The 17,636-nt window shown below is 60.0% G+C and carries 15 protein-coding genes and 1 pseudogene; 8 read left to right on the top strand and 8 right to left on the bottom strand.

Annotated elements, in window-relative coordinates; translation table 11 throughout:
* Positions 1-3: 3 nt before the first annotated feature.
* The gene (locus WA225_RS03335) at positions 4-792 is read right to left on the bottom strand and encodes an IclR family transcriptional regulator (RefSeq protein ID WP_422606869.1); all 789 of its coding nucleotides are present in this window, start codon (positions 790-792) and stop codon (positions 4-6) included.
* A gap of 165 nt (positions 793-957) precedes the next feature.
* Here WA225_RS03335 and hmgA point away from each other — a divergent pair, with 165 nt between their 5' ends.
* From hmgA to WA225_RS03315, 4 genes are all read left to right on the top strand, one after another.
* Complete coding sequence (gene hmgA / locus WA225_RS03330) at positions 958-2,262, top strand: homogentisate 1,2-dioxygenase (RefSeq protein ID WP_422606868.1); 1,305 nt, start codon at positions 958-960, stop codon at positions 2,260-2,262.
* Between the two features lie 3 nt (positions 2,263-2,265).
* Positions 2,266-3,570, top strand: coding sequence for a fumarylacetoacetase (gene fahA / locus WA225_RS03325; protein WP_422606867.1), 1,305 nt, complete (start codon positions 2,266-2,268; stop codon positions 3,568-3,570).
* Positions 3,571-3,582: 12 nt separating this feature from the next.
* Positions 3,583-4,218 carry a maleylacetoacetate isomerase gene (gene maiA / locus WA225_RS03320; protein ID WP_422606866.1) on the top strand — a complete coding sequence of 212 codons (636 nt, stop codon included), beginning with the start codon at positions 3,583-3,585 and terminating at the stop codon, positions 4,216-4,218.
* A gap of 145 nt (positions 4,219-4,363) precedes the next feature.
* Positions 4,364-5,734 (top strand): MFS transporter, encoded by a 1,371-nt coding sequence (locus tag WA225_RS03315; protein ID WP_422606865.1) that lies wholly within the window; start codon positions 4,364-4,366, stop codon positions 5,732-5,734.
* Positions 5,735-5,785: 51 nt separating this feature from the next.
* Here WA225_RS03315 and WA225_RS03310 read toward each other — a convergent pair whose 3' ends face one another.
* Positions 5,786-6,589: a SirB1 family protein gene (locus WA225_RS03310; RefSeq protein WP_422606864.1), complete on the bottom strand. Its 804-nt coding sequence runs from the start codon at positions 6,587-6,589 to the stop codon at positions 5,786-5,788.
* 185 nt (positions 6,590-6,774) lie between these two features.
* On the opposite strand from WA225_RS03310, the gene WA225_RS03305 reads away from it, so the two are divergent.
* On the top strand, positions 6,775-7,794 hold the full coding sequence (locus WA225_RS03305) for a Glu/Leu/Phe/Val dehydrogenase dimerization domain-containing protein (RefSeq protein ID WP_422606863.1): 1,020 nt from the start codon (positions 6,775-6,777) through the stop codon (positions 7,792-7,794).
* A 144-nt stretch (positions 7,795-7,938) separates the two neighbouring features.
* Here WA225_RS03305 and WA225_RS03300 read toward each other — a convergent pair.
* A pseudogene (locus tag WA225_RS03300) lies at positions 7,939-8,193 on the bottom strand (YebG family protein); the annotation flags it as partial.
* Between the two features lie 338 nt (positions 8,194-8,531).
* Here WA225_RS03300 and WA225_RS03295 point away from each other — a divergent pair.
* Entirely contained in the window at positions 8,532-9,032 is a 501-nt protein-coding gene (locus WA225_RS03295) for a phosphate-starvation-inducible protein PsiE (protein WP_026000737.1), read from the top strand.
* Here the strand turns inward: WA225_RS03295 and WA225_RS03290 are convergent.
* The 3 genes from WA225_RS03290 to WA225_RS03280 all read right to left on the bottom strand — a co-directional run bounded on the left by WA225_RS03290 (position 9,029) and on the right by WA225_RS03280 (position 12,326).
* Entirely contained in the window at positions 9,029-9,346 is a 318-nt protein-coding gene (locus WA225_RS03290) for a DUF3509 domain-containing protein (RefSeq protein ID WP_422606862.1), read from the bottom strand. The genes WA225_RS03295 and WA225_RS03290 overlap by 4 nt on opposite strands.
* A 215-nt stretch (positions 9,347-9,561) precedes the next feature.
* Complete coding sequence (locus WA225_RS03285) at positions 9,562-10,863, bottom strand: serine/threonine transporter (RefSeq protein ID WP_422606861.1); 1,302 nt, start codon at positions 10,861-10,863, stop codon at positions 9,562-9,564.
* Positions 10,864-10,949: 86 nt separating this feature from the next.
* Positions 10,950-12,326, bottom strand: a complete 1,377-nt coding sequence (locus WA225_RS03280) for an L-serine ammonia-lyase (RefSeq protein WP_422606860.1) — start codon at positions 12,324-12,326, stop codon at positions 10,950-10,952.
* 135 nt (positions 12,327-12,461) lie between these two features.
* Here WA225_RS03280 and WA225_RS03275 point away from each other — a divergent pair, with 135 nt between their 5' ends.
* Entirely contained in the window at positions 12,462-13,409 is a 948-nt protein-coding gene (locus WA225_RS03275; protein WP_422606859.1) for a LysR substrate-binding domain-containing protein, read from the top strand.
* 200 nt (positions 13,410-13,609) lie between these two features.
* Positions 13,610-14,014 carry an HPF/RaiA family ribosome-associated protein gene (locus WA225_RS03270; protein ID WP_422606858.1) on the top strand — a complete coding sequence of 135 codons (405 nt, stop codon included), beginning with the start codon at positions 13,610-13,612 and terminating at the stop codon, positions 14,012-14,014.
* Positions 14,015-14,630: 616 nt separating this feature from the next.
* On the opposite strand, the gene WA225_RS03265 is transcribed toward WA225_RS03270, so the two are convergent.
* Positions 14,631-14,999, bottom strand: coding sequence for an endonuclease domain-containing protein (locus WA225_RS03265; protein ID WP_422606857.1), 369 nt, complete (start codon positions 14,997-14,999; stop codon positions 14,631-14,633).
* Between the two features lie 301 nt (positions 15,000-15,300).
* On the bottom strand, positions 15,301-17,634 hold the full coding sequence (fecA, locus tag WA225_RS03260; RefSeq protein ID WP_422606856.1) for a TonB-dependent Fe(3+) dicitrate receptor FecA: 2,334 nt from the start codon (positions 17,632-17,634) through the stop codon (positions 15,301-15,303).
* Positions 17,635-17,636: the final 2 nt, after the last annotated feature.

Here is a 17,636-nt window from a genome sequence, read left to right as displayed (position 1 = left end):
GACTCAATAGGCTGGCTTTTCATAGCCCATGCGCCAACTCACGGCCCGCGTCGCAGCCAACAACCGCTGCGCCGCCGGGCCGTTTTCGTCGGCGTGGAACAGCGAGGTCGGGCCGACGATGGTCAGTACGGCTGCGACCTGGCCGACGGCGTTGAACACTGGCGCAGACAGGGCATCCACGCCCGGCATCAGCAAACCATGCACATGATGCAGACCGCGTGCGCGGATCTGTTCACACAGCGTCGTATAAGTCTTTTGATCTTTCAGTGGATGATCGGCTGTGGCGATTTCCTGATCGCGCAACTCATCGGTTTCCCGATGCGGCAGATAGGCGCTGAACACCAGTCCGGTCGATGAACTGAGCAGCGGCAAAACCGAACCCAATTGCGTCACCACCGTCACCGCGCGCACCGCCGGTTCGATGTGCACCACGGTTGCGCCCTGATTGCCCCACACCGCCAGAAAGCAGGTTTCGTTGAGTTCGTCGCGCAGTTCCGCCAACGGCAGGGCGGCAACTTTCAGCACGTCCATACTGTTCAGTGCAGCCAAGCCCACGCGCAGCGCTTCACGGCCGAGGCCGTAATGGTTGGTGGCGGTGTTTTGCTCGGCAAACCCCGAGGCGATCAACGCCTGCAAATAGCGATGGACCTTGCTCGCCGGCATCTGCACGTGTTCGGCCAGGCGCGACAGCGAAGTGGAGGGCGACAACTCGGCCAAAGCCTTGAGGATGTCGGTGCCGACTTCGGCGGAGCGGACTTTCTGTTTGCCGTTACTGTCGCTGGTTTTTTCCATGGTGCGGCCGGGATCCGAAAACGAATGGGCGTCTTTATAACTTGACGCTGGATAGCGAGCAAATTACGTTATGCGTAATCGAATTACGACAATAACAACCCCGGCGTGCCGAAACCTCTGAGCCAGAGCGATGGGCCACTGCCGACTCCCTGTTCAGGAGGCTCCATGAACCTCGATTCAACCGCTCAGGCGCTGGCGTATCAGTCCGGTTTCGGCAACGAATTCAGCTCTGAAGCGTTGCCCGGCGCGCTGCCCGTCGGCCAGAACTCCCCGCAAAAAGCCCCCTACGGCCTCTACACCGAATTGTTCTCCGGGACCGCGTTCACCATGGCCCGCAGTGAAGCGCGGCGCACCTGGATGTACCGCATTCAGCCGTCGGCCAATCACCCGGCCTTCGTCAAACTGGAACGGCAGCTGGCCGGTGGGCCGCTGGGCGAAGTGACGCCCAATCGCCTGCGCTGGAACCCGCTGGAGATCCCGGCCGAACCAACCGATTTCATCGATGGACTGGTGAGCATGGCCGCTAACGCCGGCGCGGAAAAACCGGCCGGCATCAGCATCTACAACTACGCCGCCAACCGTTCGATGGAGCGCGTATTCTTCAACGCCGACGGCGAATTGCTGCTGGTGCCACAACTCGGGCGTCTGCGCATCGCCACCGAACTGGGTGTGCTGGAAGTGGCGCCGCTGGAAATCGTCGTACTGCCACGCGGGCTGAAATTTCGCGTTGAACTGCTCGACCCGCAAGCGCGCGGTTACATCGCCGAGAACCACGGTGCGCCGCTGCGTCTGCCGGATCTGGGGCCGATTGGCAGCAACGGTCTGGCCAATCCGCGCGATTTCCTGACGCCGGTCGCCGCTTATGAAAACCTCCAGCAGCCGACCACGCTGGTGCAGAAATTCCTCGGTCAGTTGTGGGCTTGCGAACTCAATCACTCGCCGCTGAACGTGGTCGCCTGGCACGGTAATAACGTGCCGTACAAATATGATCTGCGCCGCTTCAACACCATCGGCACGGTGAGTTTTGATCACCCGGATCCGTCGATCTTCACCGTGCTGACTTCGCCGACCAGCGTGCACGGCTTGGCCAACCTCGACTTCGTGATCTTCCCGCCACGCTGGATGGTTGCCGAAAACACCTTCCGTCCGCCGTGGTTCCACCGCAACCTGATGAACGAATTCATGGGTTTGATCCAGGGCGAATATGACGCCAAGGCTGAAGGCTTCGTGCCCGGCGGTGCCTCGCTGCACAGCTGCATGAGCGCTCATGGCCCGGATGGCGAGACTTGCACCAAAGCGATCAACGCCGAGCTCAAACCGTCGAAAATCGACAACACCATGGCCTTCATGTTCGAGACCAGCCAGGTGTTGCGCCCAAGCCGTTTCGCCCTCGACTGCCCACAATTGCAACCTAGTTACGACGCCTGCTGGGCCACGTTGCCCGCCACGTTCGATCCGACCCGGAGATAACCCATGACGCAGAATTCCATCACCCGCAGTTGGGTCGCTTCGGCCAACGGCCACACCGATTTCCCGTTGCAGAACCTGCCGTTGGGTGTATTCAGCACCAACGGTTCGACGCCGCGCGCAGGCGTGGCGATTGGCGAACACATCTTTGATCTGCAAGTGGCGCTGGAAGCCGGACTGTTCGACGGCGTCGCGCGCAGTGCCGTTGAAGCCATGCACGGTGGCCAATTGAACGCGTTCTTCGACCTCGGTCGTGAGGCCCGTGTGGCACTGCGCACGCGTCTGCTGGAACTGTTCAGCGAGGGCAGCACCCTGCGCGGCAACATCGAAGCCCAGGGCGCGAAACTGCTGCCACTGGCCGCCGATTGCCAACTGCACCTGCCGGCGCGCATCAGCGATTACACCGACTTCTACGTCGGCATCGAGCATGCGCAAAACGTCGGCAAACTGTTCCGTCCGGATAATCCGCTGCTGCCGAACTACAAGCACGTGCCGATCGGTTATCACGGTCGCGCTTCCACCGTGCGCGCCTCCGGCACTGATGTGCGCCGTCCGAAAGGTCAGACCTTGCCGGCCGGTCAGACCGAGCCGACGTTCGGCCCATGCGCGCGCCTGGACTATGAGCTGGAACTGGGCATCTGGATCGGCCAGGGCAACGAGATGGGCGACTCGATCGCTATCGCTGACGCCGCCGAGCACATCGCTGGTTTCTGCCTGCTCAACGACTGGTCGGCGCGCGATATTCAGGCTTGGGAATACCAGCCGCTGGGTCCGTTCCTGTCGAAGAGCTTCATCACCAGCGTCTCGCCGTGGGTGGTCACGGCGGAAGCGCTGGAGCCATTCCGCACCGCGCAACCGGCGCGTCCTGAAGGTGATCCGCAACCGCTGCCGTACCTGTTCGATAAACGTGATCAGGACGGTGGAGCCTTCGACATCGAGCTGGAGGTGCTGCTGCTCACCGAAGCCATGCGCGAGCAGAACCTGCCGGCCCATCGCCTGACCCTGAGCAACACGCGCTACATGTACTGGACCGTCGCGCAAATGGTTGCGCATCACAGCGTCAACGGTTGCCAGTTGCAGGCCGGCGACCTGTTCGGTTCGGGCACCTTGTCCGGTCCGCAAAGCGGTCAGTTCGGCAGTCTGCTGGAAATCACCGAGGGCGGCAAAAAGCCGATCGAACTGGCCTCCGGCGAAGTGCGTAAATTCCTTGAGGACGGTGACGAAATCATCCTGCGCGCACGTTGCGCCCGCGACGGTTTTGCCTCGATCGGCTTCGGCGAATGCCGCGGCAAAGTGCTGCCGGCGCGCTGACAGGAGCGGCTCATGGATCTCTATACCTACTACCGTTCGACCTCGTCGTATCGGGTGCGAATCGCGCTGGCGTTGAAGGGTCTCGACTATCAGGCGTTGCCGGTCAATCTGATCGCACCGCCCGGTGGCGAGCATCGGCAAGCGGCGTATCTGGCGATCAATCCGCAGGGGCGCGTGCCGGCCCTGCGCACCGATCAGGATGAGTTGCTGATTCAGTCACCGGCGATCATCGAGTACCTCGAAGAACGTTATCCACAGCCGCCGCTGTTGCCCGCCGATCTCGCTGCCCGCGCCCATGTGCGCGGCGTGGCGGCGGTGATCGGTTGCGATGTGCATCCGCTGCACAACGTCAGCGTGCTCAACCGCCTGCGGCAGTCGGGGCATGACGAGCCGCAGGTGGTCGAGTGGATCAGCCACTGGATCAGCCAGGGGCTGGCGACGGTGGAGCAGTTGATCGGCGACAGCGGTTTCTGTTTCGGCGAGTGGCCGTGTGTGGCGGATGTTTACCTGATTCCGCAGTTGTATGCGGCTGAGCGGTTTAACGTCAGTCTTGAGGCGTATCCGAAAATCCGCCGGGTTGCGGCGCTGGCAGCTGAACATCCGGCGTTCATCAAGGCGCATCCGGCCAACCAGCCAGATACCCCATAACCCTGTGGGAGCGAGCTTGCTCGCGAAGACGGTCTGTCAGTCAGCATTTATGTAACTGATACACCGCTTTCGCGAGCAAGCTCGCTCCCACAAGGTTCGGCGTTGAACTACCGAAAAATCATAAAAACAAAACAGGTACCTTGCGATGCATAACCAGATTGCCAGCTTTCGCGCGGCACTCGACGCCCGTCCTGTGTCCCGCTATCAGTGGTTGCTCTTGATCCTGCTCGCCTTGCTGCTGGTCACCGACGGTTACGACGCCCAGGTGCTCGGTTATGTGGTCCCCGCGCTGGCGCAGGATTGGGGGCTGGAAAAATCTGCGTTCGGCCCGGTGTTCAGCGCCAACCTGCTGGGCCTGACCCTCGGCTCGCTGGCGGTCACGCCACTGGCTGACCGTTTCGGTGTGCGGCGGATTTTGCTCGCCTGCGTACTGATCTACGCCAGCCTGACGGTGTTGATGGTGTTCGCCGATTCGCTCAATACGCTGATGATCGCGCGCTTCATCTGCGGCATCGGCATGGGCGGTGCGATGCCCAGTGCCATGGCGCTGATGTCGGAATATTCGCCGCCGCGTCTGCGCACGTTGATGGTGACGCTGGCCGCGTGCGGTTTCTCGTTCGGTGGCGCGGCCGGTGGTTTTGTCGCCGCCGGGTTCATTGACCAGTTCGGCTGGCAAGCGGTGTTTCTCGCCGGCGGTGTGACGCCGTTGCTGCTGTTTCCGTTTCTGTGGTGGATGTTGCCGGAATCGCTGCCGCGCCTGTTGCGTGATGAACCGCCCTATGCGCGTTTGCGCAAAGTCACGGCGCGGATGCTGCCGGACTGGCAGCCACCCGTTGCCAGCGTCGAGCAGAACGAGCGCGAGCAGGGCAGCAAACTGACCGTGGTCGAGTTGTTTCGCAATGGCTACGCACGGCCAACGTTACTACTCTGGGCAACGTTTTTCGTCAGCCTGATTTTGTTGTACTTCATGATCAGTTGGTTGCCGTCATTGCTGCTGGAAAGTGGGCTGAAACTCAACGAGGCCAACCTCGTGACGTCGATGTTCCTGTTTGCCGGCACGTTGGGCGCGATCTGCATGGCCTGGTTCGCCGACCGCTTGAAGCGCAAAGTGCGCTTGCTGTCCGGCGTGCTGGCGGGCGCGGCGTTGTGCACGATTCTGCTCGGGCTCAACCACGACAACCCGCGCTATCTGGTGGCCTGCGTATTCGCTGCCGGGTTCTGCATCATCGGCGGGCAACTGACGCTGAATGCCTTCGCCAGTAATTTCTACCCGGCACACGTGCGCGCTACGGGCACTGGCTGGGCATTGGGCGTGGGCCGATTCGGTTCGATTCTCGGGCCGCTGTTCGGCAGTCTGCTGCTGGCGATGCACATTCCGGTGGAGCAGATTTTCTTCTTCTGCGCGATACCCGCGGTCATCGCTGCGTTGCTGATCATCCAGGTGCGCTCACCCAATGACACACGCCTATCCAATGCGGGAGAGAGCCGGCTCGCGAAGAACGATAATGCGGTTTAACTGAAAGATCGCGCCGTCTGCTTCGCGAGCAAGCTCGCTCCCACAGGGAACTCAGTGGACGACGGCGTTGGGCGGCAGATGGCTGAGTCGTTCGGTCAGGCGCAGGCGCTGGATCGGGTCGTCACTCAGCAACAGCGCACGTTCCAGATCGAAGCGCTCAGCGTTCGGGCAATCCAGCCGCTGATACAAACTCGCCCGCGCCAGGTAATCGGCGGCCCCGGCGTCGCCCAGTTCGAGCACGCGCTCGGCGTCGATCAGCGAGGCAATGAAGTCATCGTGCGTCAGGTACAACTGCCGCAGGTTGCGCGACAGGCGCTGCAGCATCTGCACCGGCGAGGCGGTCAACAGGTGCTCGGCGTTGAGTTTCATGTTTGGTCCGTACTGACGCTGCAACAACTCGCGACAATCATTCGGGTACAAACGTCGACCACCACACGGATCAAGCAAGTGATCGGCGCCAGGCACGCGTAACAGGAAATGCCCGGGGAAATTGACGCCGACCAGCGGAATCTCCAGCCCGCGTGCCAGCTCCAGGGCAATCAGCGCCAGTGCCAAAGGCTGACCGCGCCGGGTCTGCAAAACCTTGTGCAGCAACGCCGCCTGAGGGCGTAGCGGCAAGAAGTCATCCTGGGCGAATCCCAACTCGATCATGCGCCGCAACAACGGTTGCGCCAGTTCGTTGACCGGCAGCATCGGCAAACCGTAGCTGACGCGTTGCTGCAGCTCTTTGAAGTCTTGCAGGAGCGCCGCCGGGTCCACTTCTTTTTCGTGTTCGGCCGCCATCCACAGCGCGGCTTCCAACAGCGCGGGCGGTGAACGGTGCAGACACTCGAAAAAACGTTGGCGCGGACTCATCGATATCTCCGGGGAATGCCTCGTTTTAGCCCCGTCCGTGCCATTCGTCCAGTGCCTGACTGAGCACTGCCGCGGTTATGCCGCAAAGCCGCTGTCGGCGCGGGCGCTTATTCCGGTGCGCTCCAGCAATTTTCGCGCGCAAGCCTATACTGGCGTTCTACAAGAAGTGATTCGGGAGCCCAACGATGTTTGCTCTCATGCAAAGCACTCGCCTGGAATCGCTGCACCTTAGCGTTGACCCGGTCACCGGGTTGAAGGCGGTCATTGCCATTCATAACAGTCGCCTGGGGCCGGCCTTGGGCGGATGTCGTTACCTTGCCTATCCCAACGACGAAACCGCAGTCGAAGACGCCATACGCCTCGCCCAGGGCATGAGCTACAAAGCCGCGCTGGCGGGTCTGGCGCAGGGCGGCGGCGTTGCAGTGATCGTGCGCCCCGCGCATGTGGAAAATCGCGGGGCACTGTTCGAGGCCTTTGGCCGTTGCATCGATCAGCTCGATGGCCGCTACATCACCGCGATCGACAGCGGCACCTCGGTGGCCGACATGGATTGCATCGCCCAGCAGACCCAGCATGTCACCAGTACCACCTCGGCCGGCGACCCTGCGCCGCACGCGGCAATGGGCGTGTTCACCGGCATTCGCGCGACCGCGATGGCGCGGCTGGGCAGCGACAACCTCGAGGGTTTGCGCATCGCGATTCAGGGCTTGGGCAATGTCGGTTTTGCCTTGGCCGAGCAACTGCACGCGGCCGGAGCGGAACTGCTGGTCAGTGACATCGACCACGGCAAGGTGCAACTGGCGATGGAACAACTCAACGCGCATCCGATTGCCAACGACGCATTGCTCAGCACACCGTGCGACATCCTGGCGCCGTGTGGCCTGGGCGGAGTGCTCAACAGTCACACCGTCACGCAATTGCGTTGCTCGGCGGTGGCGGGCTCGGCGAACAATCAACTGAGCCATCTGGACGTCGCCGATCAACTGGAACGGCGCGGGATTCTGTATGCGCCGGATTATGTGATCAATGCCGGTGGTTTGATCTACGTTTCGCTGAAACATCGCGGTGAAGCGTTGCCGACGATTACCGCGCATCTGTCGAAGATCAGTTCGCGCTTGACCGAAGTCTTCGCCCACGCACAGGCAGAAAAACGATCACCGGCGCGGGTCGCGGATGAGTTGGCGGAGAAAGTTTTGTATCGCTGAGTTTCGCAGGCATGAAAAAGGCCCTGAGCCATTCGACTCAGGGCCTATTCAATTCGGGCGAGATTACTTTGCAGCCTTTGCCGCTTTGGCCGGTTTCGCCGGCGTGTCAACCGCTTCCTCGGCTTCAGCTTTTTCGACTGGCTCGGCCGGTGCATTGAGCAGCTCTGACAGTGCATCAGGCTGGCTCTTGAACGCCCGGGCGAACACATCGCGATTCTTCGCCATGTAGATCCCGGCTTCTTCCACTTGCTGTTCAGTCAGGGACGGAACGGCTTTTTGCAGCACATCGGCCAGATATTCGGCCAGTTCGAGCATTTTGTCATGACGGTCAGCTTCGGCTTTATCCATGAACAAGCGCTCCAGATCTCGGCTGCTGCGGTATACCACTTCGACGGCCATTCACCACCTCACATGCCTTCACATTAAGTTGTCTTGACGACTACTGTATCCATATACAGCGAAAAGGATAAGCGAATCCCTGCGCCATGGGTAGTGGCTTTTTAATGTAGACCGGATTTTCGGTTTGTCAGTTGGATCGTGTGAAGGCCATTCGCGAGCAAGCTCGCTCCCACAGCGATGGTGTAAACCCTGGGCATGCGACCAAACGCCACGGCGCGGGTCTGGCGGCGGTTCGCCATGATGGCGTGGCCTCTTTTCTGCATGAAAACCGTTACGTGCAGAAAACCGTCACGTCCAACACGCATCATCCGCTCGCATTCGGGCTAAGGAACATCATCGTGAAAATCAACTGGGCCGAGAAACTGCGGCAAAACGTGCATCAACTGGCCGAGTCCTTGGGCAACCTGTTCGTCGAAACCTTCCACTATCTGGCGCTGTTCGCCATCGGTGCGGTGACGGCGTGGGCGGCGGTGATGGAGTTTCTCGGGATGCTCGAGGAAGGCCACATCAAGATCGATGACATTTTGTTGCTGTTCATCTATCTCGAACTGGGGGCGATGGTCGGGATTTACTTCAAGACCAACCACATGCCGGTGCGCTTCCTGATCTACGTGGCGATCACCGCGCTGACCCGCTTGCTGATCTCCAACGTCTCGCACCACAACCCGCCGGACATGGGCATCATCTACCTGTGCGGCGGGATTCTGCTGCTGGCGTTCTCGATTCTGGTGGTGCGTTACGCCTCGTCACAATTTCCTTCGGTGAAGATCGAGAAACCGCAGCGCAAACTTGGTGCGGGTTCCAGCGAGCATCCCGAGGTCGAGAAGGGCGAGCTTTAAAGTCCGGCCGCGGGTCGTGACTGGCCGCTGACGCGCGGCGGTGGCGGGGTGATCCCGTTGCCGCTGGTCATCGCTTCGAGGATCGCCATGGCGCTGTGGCCTTGTTCGATGGCGATGCCGAATTGAATACTTTGCACCAGGCGCTTGAGACGCGCGGGGTCATTGCGCTGTTCGGCGCTGATCATGCGTTTGGCCACGATGTGGCCGCTGTTGGACAGGGTCAGCATGATGCTGCCGTCCAGGCCCTGGATGCTCAGGTTGATCTGATAGTCCGGCGCGAAGGCATCGGTAATGATCTGAAAAGGATTGTCCATGATGCGTCACCGCCTGATTGAACGTGCAGTTGTTGACCGGCCTTAATCGGGTTGGTTCGCCCAACCGGATCACTGGCATCTCGTTCGCTGAGGTATGCAATTTCCGTTTGCCTCATCAGGCATGTAGCAAGGGCCATGCCGGGAAAATTGTCGAACAATGAACACGGGGATAAACAAGGCGAGCCACGGGGCTCGCCTTTTTTAATGGCCCGTTTTCAGGGCAGAACCAGGTAGATGATCGCTGACAGTGCAATCAGGCCAATCAACACTACAAATACGTTGGACGCCTGCCCCGAATACTGGCGCAAGGCTGGCACGCGGCGGATGGCGTACATCGGCATCAAGAACAGCAGGCAGGCAATCACCGGCCCACCGAACGCCTCGATCATCCCGAGGATGCTTGGATTGAACGTTGCCACGGCCCAACAGCTGAGAATCATGAACACGGCGGTTGCGCGGTTCAACCAGCTCGCCGACATCACCCGGCCACGACTGCGTAGGCTTTTCACGATCATGCCCTGAAAACCTTCGCTGGCGCCGATGTAGTGGCCGAGGAAGGATTTGGTGATTGCCACCAGCGCGATCAGCGGTGCTGCGTAGGCGATGACCGGCGTCTGGAAGTGGTTGGCCAGGTACGACAGGATCGAAATGTTCTGCGCCTTGGCGGCCGCCAGATCCGCCGGCGACAACGCCAGCACGCAGCTGAAGCAGAAGAACATCACCGTGACGACCATCATGCCGTGCGCCATGGCGAGGATGCCGCTGCTCTTGCGTTCGGCCTGATCGCCGTAACGCTGTTTTTGATCAACGGCAAACGCGGAGATGATCGGCGAATGGTTAAACGAGAACACCATCACCGGGATTGCCAGCCACAGCGTCTTGAGAAAATCAGACATCGGCATGGCGTCTTTGGCGCTGGCGAAAAACGCGCCGTTCCAGTTTGGAATCAGGCTGAGCGCGAGCAGCAGCAACGCGGCAACAAACGGATAAACCAGCACGCTCATGGCTTTGACGATCACGCTCTGACCGCAGCGAACTATCGCCATCAAACCGAGAATCAGGCCCAGCGAAAGGATCGCCCGTGGCGGCGGGGCAATGTGCAATTGATGTTCGAGAAAACTGCTCAAGGTGTTGGTCAGCGCCACGCTGTACACCAGCAGGATCGGGAAGATCGCGAAGAAATACAGCAGCGTGATCAGCTTGCCGGCACCGATACCGAAGTGTTCTTCAACCACTTCGGTGATGTCCCCGGAACGTCCGGACAAGACGAAACGGGTCAGGCCGCGGTGGGCAAAAAACGTCATCGGGAAAGCCAGTACAGCCAGAATCAGCAACGGCCAGAAACCACCGACACCGGCGTTGATCGGCAGGAACAAGGTCCCGGCACCGATGGCCGTGCCGTAAAGGCCAAGCATCCAGGTGGTGTCGAATTTGCTCCAACCCGTGTGGGCCGTTTCTGTATTGCGTGTGCGATCTACAGCGGGATTTTCGGCAGCAGGTGTACGTACATCAGTCATCGGTATCGCCTCGTTATTATTTTTGCTCGGGCTCACGGTTGGCAGACCGTCGAAGGCGGTCTGCCGGGGCAGTCAGGGAATGCGCGTCAGCACTCCACCCAGTTCACAGCCAGGCCGCCCCGTGAAGTCTCTTTGTATTTGTCGTGCATGTCGGCGCCGGTATCGCGCATGGTGCGGATGACCCGGTCGAGGGAAATGAAGTGGTTGCCGTCACCGCGCAGGGCCATTTGCGTGGCGTTGATCGCCTTCACGGCGGCGATCGCGTTGCGCTCGATGCACGGCACTTGCACCAGGCCACCGACCGGATCGCAGGTCAGGCCGAGGTTGTGTTCCAGGCCAATTTCGGCGGCGTTTTCCAATTGCTCCGGGGTGGCGCCGAGCACGTCGGCCAGGCCGGCGGCAGCCATCGCGCAGGCCGATCCGACTTCACCTTGGCAGCCGACTTCGGCGCCGGAGATCGAGGCATTTTTCTTACAGAGAATGCCGACGGCGGCTGCGCCCAAAAAGAAAGCGACCACATCATCGTCAGACGCATCCGGGTTGAATTTCATGTAGTAGTGCAGCACCGCCGGAATGATCCCCGCGGCCCCGTTGGTCGGCGCGGTGACCATACGCCCGCCGGCGGCGTTCTCTTCGTTGACGGCGAGGGCGAACAGGTTGACCCATTCCATCGCTGACAGCGTTGAACTGATGACATTCGGCTTGCCGATTTCCAACAGGCTGCGGTGCAGTTTCGCCGCGCGGCGCGGCACATTCAAACCACCGGGCAGAATGCCTTCATGGCGCAAACCCTGCTCGACGCATTCACGCATCACCGACCAGATGTGCAGCAAGCCCTGACGGATTTCCGCGTCGGTGCGCCACGCGCGCTCATTGGCCATCATCAGTTCGGACACGCGCAAGTTGTGCTTCTTGCACAGCGCCAGCAATTGGCCGGCGCTGGAGAAATCGTACGGCAACACCACGTCGCCGGCCGGGGCCACACCGGATTCGGCTTCTGCCGCTTCGATGATGAAACCGCCGCCGACCGAGTAGTACGTTTGCTCAAACAGCTCGGCGGTTTCGCCAAAGGCTGTCAGCGACATGGCGTTGGGGTGGTAAGGCAGGCTCTCGTCCAGCAGCAGGAGATCGCGCTGCCAGTCGAAGGCAATGTCTCTTTGCCCGGCGAGCGACAGTTGGCCTGTCTCGCGCAATTGCTGGATACGTGGATCGATGGTCGACGGATCAATGCTGTCCGGCCATTCACCCATCAGGCCCATGACCGTTGCACGGTCCGTGGCATGACCGACGCCGGTGGCCGACAGCGAACCGTATAAACGGATTTCCACACGCCGCACATCGTTCAACAGATGCTGATCAATCAGCGCCTGAGCGAAGGTCGCGGCGGCGCGCATCGGGCCGACGGTGTGGGAGCTGGACGGACCGATGCCGACTTTGAATAGATCGAAAACACTGATAGCCATGCTAAACCCTTACAAGCAATGGAGTAGGAATCGCTGCCATTTTTTGTAGGACAAGCGCAATGTCGGCGATACTGCCTACCTCGGTCCTACGTGACTAACGAAATTTCCTAAGTAAGCCTTTAGCAGGACTAAACGATGAGTCGTCAATTGCATGCCCAGACCTATGTCTGGCTGCAGGTGTTTTCCTGTGCCGCACGGCACCTGTCGTTCACCCGTTGTGCCGAAGAACTGCACATCACCCCGGGGGCGGTCAGTCAGCAGATTCGCCAACTGGAAGAACGCCTCGGTTTCCGTCTGTTTCATCGGCGCGCGCGCGGTGTTGAACTGAGCGCCGAAGGGCAGCGCCTGGCGATTACCGTCAACGAGGCATACGGCAGCATCGATGCCGAATTACGTCGGCTCGACGCCGGAATGATCAGCGGGATTTTGCGCCTACGCTCGATTCCGTCGTTCCTCAGCAAGTGGCTGACGCCGCGTCTGCCGCGCCTGCAGCAGCGCTATCCGGACATTCAACTGAGGCTGGTTGCCGAGGACAGCAGCGTGCCGTTGCACGAAGGCGATTTTGACTTGGCAATCGATTTGAATGACGGCAGTTACCCGGGCTTGTTATCCACAGCCTTGCTCGACGAGCAGATTTTCCCGGTGTGCGCGCCGAGCCTGTTGCGTGGGCGCCCGCCATTGCATGGGCCGGCGGATCTGGTGCATTTTCCGCTGTTGCACGACATCACCGCCTGGCGTGGCAGTTATGAATACGCGGAGTGGGAATTCTATTTAAACGCAATCGGCTTCCACGGCGCCGACGTGCGGCGCGGGCATACCTTCAATCGCAATCACCTGACCATCGAAGCGGCGATTGCCGGCATGGGTGTGGCGATTGCCCGGCGCACCTTGCTCAACGATGAGCTGGAGCGGGGCACGTTGATCGTGCCATTCGGCCTGTCGGTGCCCAATCACAAACGCTACGTGTTGCTCTATGCGCCGGGGGCGTTGAGCCATCCGGGCGTGCGTGCGGTGCATGATTGGCTGGTGGAGGAGGCGGGGATTTTTCGCGGTTTGCACCCGTTGAACGACGGGCAATTGTGAGCAAATTTTGCAGGGTTGCGAGGCGACCCAACTCCCGACCTTACCAGTGCTTTGCTCGGTTGTCCGGCTTTTTTTGCGAATGAATATTTATCTTTTTTCAGGGGTTGAAATGTTCGGCGCTCGGGCCGATTGTTGTAACCAAGGGGTCAGGAAATTCAATTCAAGGCCCCTCGCGAGCTAGCTGAAATAAGGGATGAACTATGCAAATCCAAGTCAACAGTGATAACCATATTCAAAGCAGTAAACGACTGGAGGAGTGGGTACGTACAACCATTGAGAGCACGCTCGACCGTTATGAAGAAGACCTGACCCGTGTCGAAGTCCACCTGAGCGACGAGAACGGTGACAAACCAGGTCCCCATGACTTGCGCTGCCAACTGGAAGCGCGGCCAAAAGGCCATCAACCGATTTCCGTGACCCATAAAGCCGATTCGCTGGAACAGGCAATCGACGGCGCTGCCGAAAAACTCGAGCACGCACTGGAGCACCTTTTCGGCAAACTGCGAGGTAAGCCACGTGCCGCTGTGGTGCCATTTAGCAAGGCGAATGACGCTCTGCTGGAGGAAGAATTTCTGGAGAACGAACAGGCAGCGATCAACAGTTGATGCGCTGATTTGATAAGCCAACCAATGAGAACGGGCCTGCGAAAGCAGGCCCGTTTTTGTTTGTGGCGGAATTTTGCGCAAGGCACAAGAGCGCGGCCCCTCACCCCAGCCCTCTCCCTCCGGGAGAGGGGGCCGACCGAGGTGTCTGGTGAGCTACATCGACCTGAAAAACCGGGTCGATTATGGATTCGGCAAAACAGAATCAGGTCGTCGGCGTACCTCGCAAGCATCCCCAATCAGTCTCCTTCCCTCCGGGAGAGAGGGTAGACCGAGGTGTCTGGTGAGGTACATCGATCTGAAAGACCGGGTCGATTATGGATTCGGCAAAGCAGAATCAGGTCGGTGTAGCTCGCAAGCATCCCCAATCAGTCTCCCTCCCTCCGGGAGAGGGGGCCGACCGAGGTGTCTGGTGAGCTACATCGACCTGAAAAACCGAGTCGATTATGGATTCGGCAAAGCAGAATCAGGTCGGCGTGCCTCGCAAGCATCTGCCAATCAGTTCCTCCTCTATCCAGGAGAGCGCTGACCGAGTCGGTTATGGATTCAGCCCAATAATTTCAGGTCGATGTATTTCTGAAGCATCCCACAATCAGTCCCCTCTCCCTCCGGGAGAGGGTTAGGGTGAGGGCATTTTTCGAATCACCGCCATTCTTATGATCTGCTCCAGCACATCGTCCATCTGCTGGATCACCTCAAGATTACTGAAACGCACGACTTCAATGCCCTTTTGATGCAGATAGCGTGTCCGACGTTGGTCATGAATCACTCCCGACGTTTCAAAGTGCTGACCGCCATCCAGCTCAATCGCCAATTTCAGCTCGGCGCAGTAAAAATCCAGCACGTAAGGCAGACACGGAAATTGCCGGCGAAATTTCAGATTGGCGATCTGGCGGGAGCGGAGTTTTTGCCAGAGCAGGTGTTCGCAGTCGGTTTGATTGACGCGTAACTGGCGGGCGAATTGGGCGAGGGTGGGGCGAGTTTGCATGCTTCACGATCCTTGTGAAGTTGGTTTGATATTTCACTGTAGCTGAGAACCCTCACCCCAGCCCTCTCCCAGAGGGAGAGGGGGCCGACCGAGGTGTCTGGTGAGCTATATCGACCTGAAAAACCGAGTCGATTATGGATTCGGCAAAGCGGTTTCAAATCGAGTCGATTATGGATTCGGCACCACACGTTCAGGTCGGCGTACCTCGCAAGCATCCCCCAATCAGTCCCCTCTACCTCAGGGCGGTCCGACGTTTCGGGAGGGCTAGGCGGGCGGCGTTCCGATGAGGGCTTCTCAATCCTCAGAACGCAACGGATGTCTGCACATAAACCGTCCGCGGCTCCCCGACATACTTGCCCTTGTTGTTGTCATCAAACGAGCGCGTGAAGTACTGCGTGTTGAAGATGTTCTTCACCCCCACCGCCACATTCAAGTCCGACAACTGCGGCCCGAAGTCATACCCCGCGCGGCTGCTGAACAGCATGTAGCCGGGGATCTTGCCGGTGCTGCCATCGGCACTTTCCTTCGAGGTGTTGGCGTTGTCGGCGAACTGGTCGCTCTGGAAGCTGCTGTCCAGATTCAATTTCCAAGGCCCTTCGGTGTAACCGACGCCAATCGTGCCTTTGTGTTTCGAGGAGAACGGCACGCGATTGCCTTTGTTCGGCCCGTCTTCGCGGATGGTCGCGTCAACATAGGCGTAAGTGGCGTAGACATCAAAACCGGCCAATGCCGGGCTCAAGTCATCCAGCGCGTAGTTGACGCTGGTTTCGATGCCTTGATGACGGGTTTCGCCACGGGCGATGACCGAGTCGTTGGTCTGGTTGCTTTCGTACTGGTTGTCGAAGTTGATCAGGAACGCGCCGATCTCCGCGCGCAACGCGCCGTTGTCATAGCGCGTGCCGAGCTCCCAGGTGCGGGCCTTCTCCGGTTTCACTTCGCCGCTGCTCACGCGGTTAGGCATCTGGCTGTATTGCACGCTGCCGAACGAGCCTTCGGTGTTGGCGTACAGGTTCCAGCTGTCGGTCAGGTGATAGAGCACGTTCAACGCCGGCAGTGCGGTGTTGTAGTCGCCCTTGTATTTGACGTTGGTCAGGTTGTTGGTCTGCTGCGATTCGATCATCTCGTAACGCACGCCCGGGGTGATCGTCCATTTGCCGATGTCGATGCGGTCGTCGACGAAGAACGCATTGGCTTCGGTGCCGCCACGGGTGTCGCGGTCGTTGCGGCTGGCGGTGGTCGGGTATTCGTTGCTGCTGATCGGTGTGCGATAGCGCAGTTCGTGGCCGGCTTCGTTGATGTAGCGGTAGCCGACGCCGACCTCATGGCTGGTCGGGCCGAGGTCGAAGCCTTGGGCGAAACGGGTTTCCAGGCCGCGTACCCAATACTCGCGCGGTGACAGCGAGAGGAAGGTGCCCTGATCCAGATAACCGCTGCGCAAGGTCTTGGTGAAGAACGTGTTGGCGGTGAATTCGCGGCGATCTTCCTGATAGCGATAGCCGAAGTTGAACATCGTGCGACGGCCCCAGAACTGGTCTTTCGGCCGCGTCGACTGATACGGATCGGCGTCGTAATCGGCGACGTTCAAACCGCCGGGCATGTCGGCCTTGCCTTCGTAATACTGGGCCATGGCGTTGAAGCTGTTGGCCTCGTCGAGTTGGTATTTGCCCTTGAGGATCAGGTCGTCGATTTCAGTGTCGCTGTGCTCGCGCCAGTCGCCGCCGCGCGTGCCGGAGTAGAGCAGCGCGCCGCCGAGGCCATTGGCGTTGGTGCCGCCGGCCAGCAGGTTGGCGCTGGTCTTGAAGCCGTCGTGGCTGGACGATGGGCTGGTTTCAGTCTGGAAGCCGCCCTTGACCGTTGGCTCGTCGGGAATCGCCCGGGTCACGAAGTTGACCACACCACCGACGTTTTGCGGGCCGTAACGCACGGCGCCGCCGCCGCGCACGACGTCCACGGCATCCATGTTGCCCATGCTGATCGGCGCGAACGACAACTGGGGTTGGCCATAAGGTGCGAACGGCACCGGAATGCCGTCCATCAACACGGTCGAGCGCGCGGCCAGGCGTGGATTCAAACCACGAATGCCGAAGTTCAGCGCCATGTCGTGGCTGCCGGTGCCGTTGTTTTCCGGGGCGTTGACGCCGGGGATGCGGTTGAGCACATCACGCGCTTGCGTTGCGCCTTGGCGCTCGAACTCTTCGCGGCGGATCACATCACGCGCACCGGGATGTTCGAAGACGTTGATCTGCGCCGCATCGCCCAGCCAGTCGCCGACGACTTTCGAGGTGTCCAGTTCCAGCGCGGTGTCAGCCGCCGGTTGCAGGCTGAAGGCGTTGTTGCCCTCGGCGCGTGCTTGCAGGCCGCTGCCTTCGAGCAATGCATTCAATCCTTGCTCTGGTGTGTAGCTGCCTTCCAGGCCACGACTTTGCACACCGCGGGTGACTTGCGAACCGAAGGAGATCAACACACCCGCCTCACGGCCAAACTGATTGAGGGCGTTTTCCAGTGACGACGGCGCGATGTGGTAAGCCTTGGCATCGGCAGCCACGGCGGCGGGCAGGGCGCTGAGACTCAGGCTGGCGCCGAGGATGAGATTGCGCAGGCTGCGGGCCAGTGGCGTGAGGCGGGTGGGGTGCATGG

It is taken from the genome of Pseudomonas sp. (assembly GCF_049300855.1).
In the GTDB taxonomy this organism is placed as follows: Bacteria; Pseudomonadota; Gammaproteobacteria; order Pseudomonadales; family Pseudomonadaceae; genus Aquipseudomonas.
Note: the sequence above shows the minus strand (reverse complement) of the source record. Positions and strands in the feature narration are given on the sequence as shown.

What these genes read in the sequence shown, in the direction of transcription:
- WA225_RS03290 (WP_422606862.1), bottom strand. Translation starts at nt 9,346, where the DNA reads ATGGACAATCCTTTTCAGATCATTACCGATGCCTTCGCGCCGGACTAT.
- fahA (WP_422606867.1), top strand. Translation starts at nt 2,266, where the DNA reads ATGACGCAGAATTCCATCACCCGCAGTTGGGTCGCTTCGGCCAACGGC.
- WA225_RS03275 (WP_422606859.1), top strand. Translation starts at nt 12,462, where the DNA reads ATGAGTCGTCAATTGCATGCCCAGACCTATGTCTGGCTGCAGGTGTTT.
- WA225_RS03305 (WP_422606863.1), top strand. Translation starts at nt 6,775, where the DNA reads ATGTTTGCTCTCATGCAAAGCACTCGCCTGGAATCGCTGCACCTTAGC.
- WA225_RS03265 (WP_422606857.1), bottom strand. Translation starts at nt 14,999, where the DNA reads ATGCAAACTCGCCCCACCCTCGCCCAATTCGCCCGCCAGTTACGCGTC.
- WA225_RS03285 (WP_422606861.1), bottom strand. Translation starts at nt 10,863, where the DNA reads ATGACTGATGTACGTACACCTGCTGCCGAAAATCCCGCTGTAGATCGC.
- WA225_RS03335 (WP_422606869.1), bottom strand. Translation starts at nt 792, where the DNA reads ATGGAAAAAACCAGCGACAGTAACGGCAAACAGAAAGTCCGCTCCGCC.
- maiA (WP_422606866.1), top strand. Translation starts at nt 3,583, where the DNA reads ATGGATCTCTATACCTACTACCGTTCGACCTCGTCGTATCGGGTGCGA.
- WA225_RS03310 (WP_422606864.1), bottom strand. Translation starts at nt 6,589, where the DNA reads ATGAGTCCGCGCCAACGTTTTTTCGAGTGTCTGCACCGTTCACCGCCC.
- WA225_RS03315 (WP_422606865.1), top strand. Translation starts at nt 4,364, where the DNA reads ATGCATAACCAGATTGCCAGCTTTCGCGCGGCACTCGACGCCCGTCCT.
- hmgA (WP_422606868.1), top strand. Translation starts at nt 958, where the DNA reads ATGAACCTCGATTCAACCGCTCAGGCGCTGGCGTATCAGTCCGGTTTC.
- fecA (WP_422606856.1), bottom strand. Translation starts at nt 17,634, where the DNA reads ATGCACCCCACCCGCCTCACGCCACTGGCCCGCAGCCTGCGCAATCTC.
- WA225_RS03270 (WP_422606858.1), top strand. Translation starts at nt 13,610, where the DNA reads ATGCAAATCCAAGTCAACAGTGATAACCATATTCAAAGCAGTAAACGA.
- WA225_RS03280 (WP_422606860.1), bottom strand. Translation starts at nt 12,326, where the DNA reads ATGGCTATCAGTGTTTTCGATCTATTCAAAGTCGGCATCGGTCCGTCC.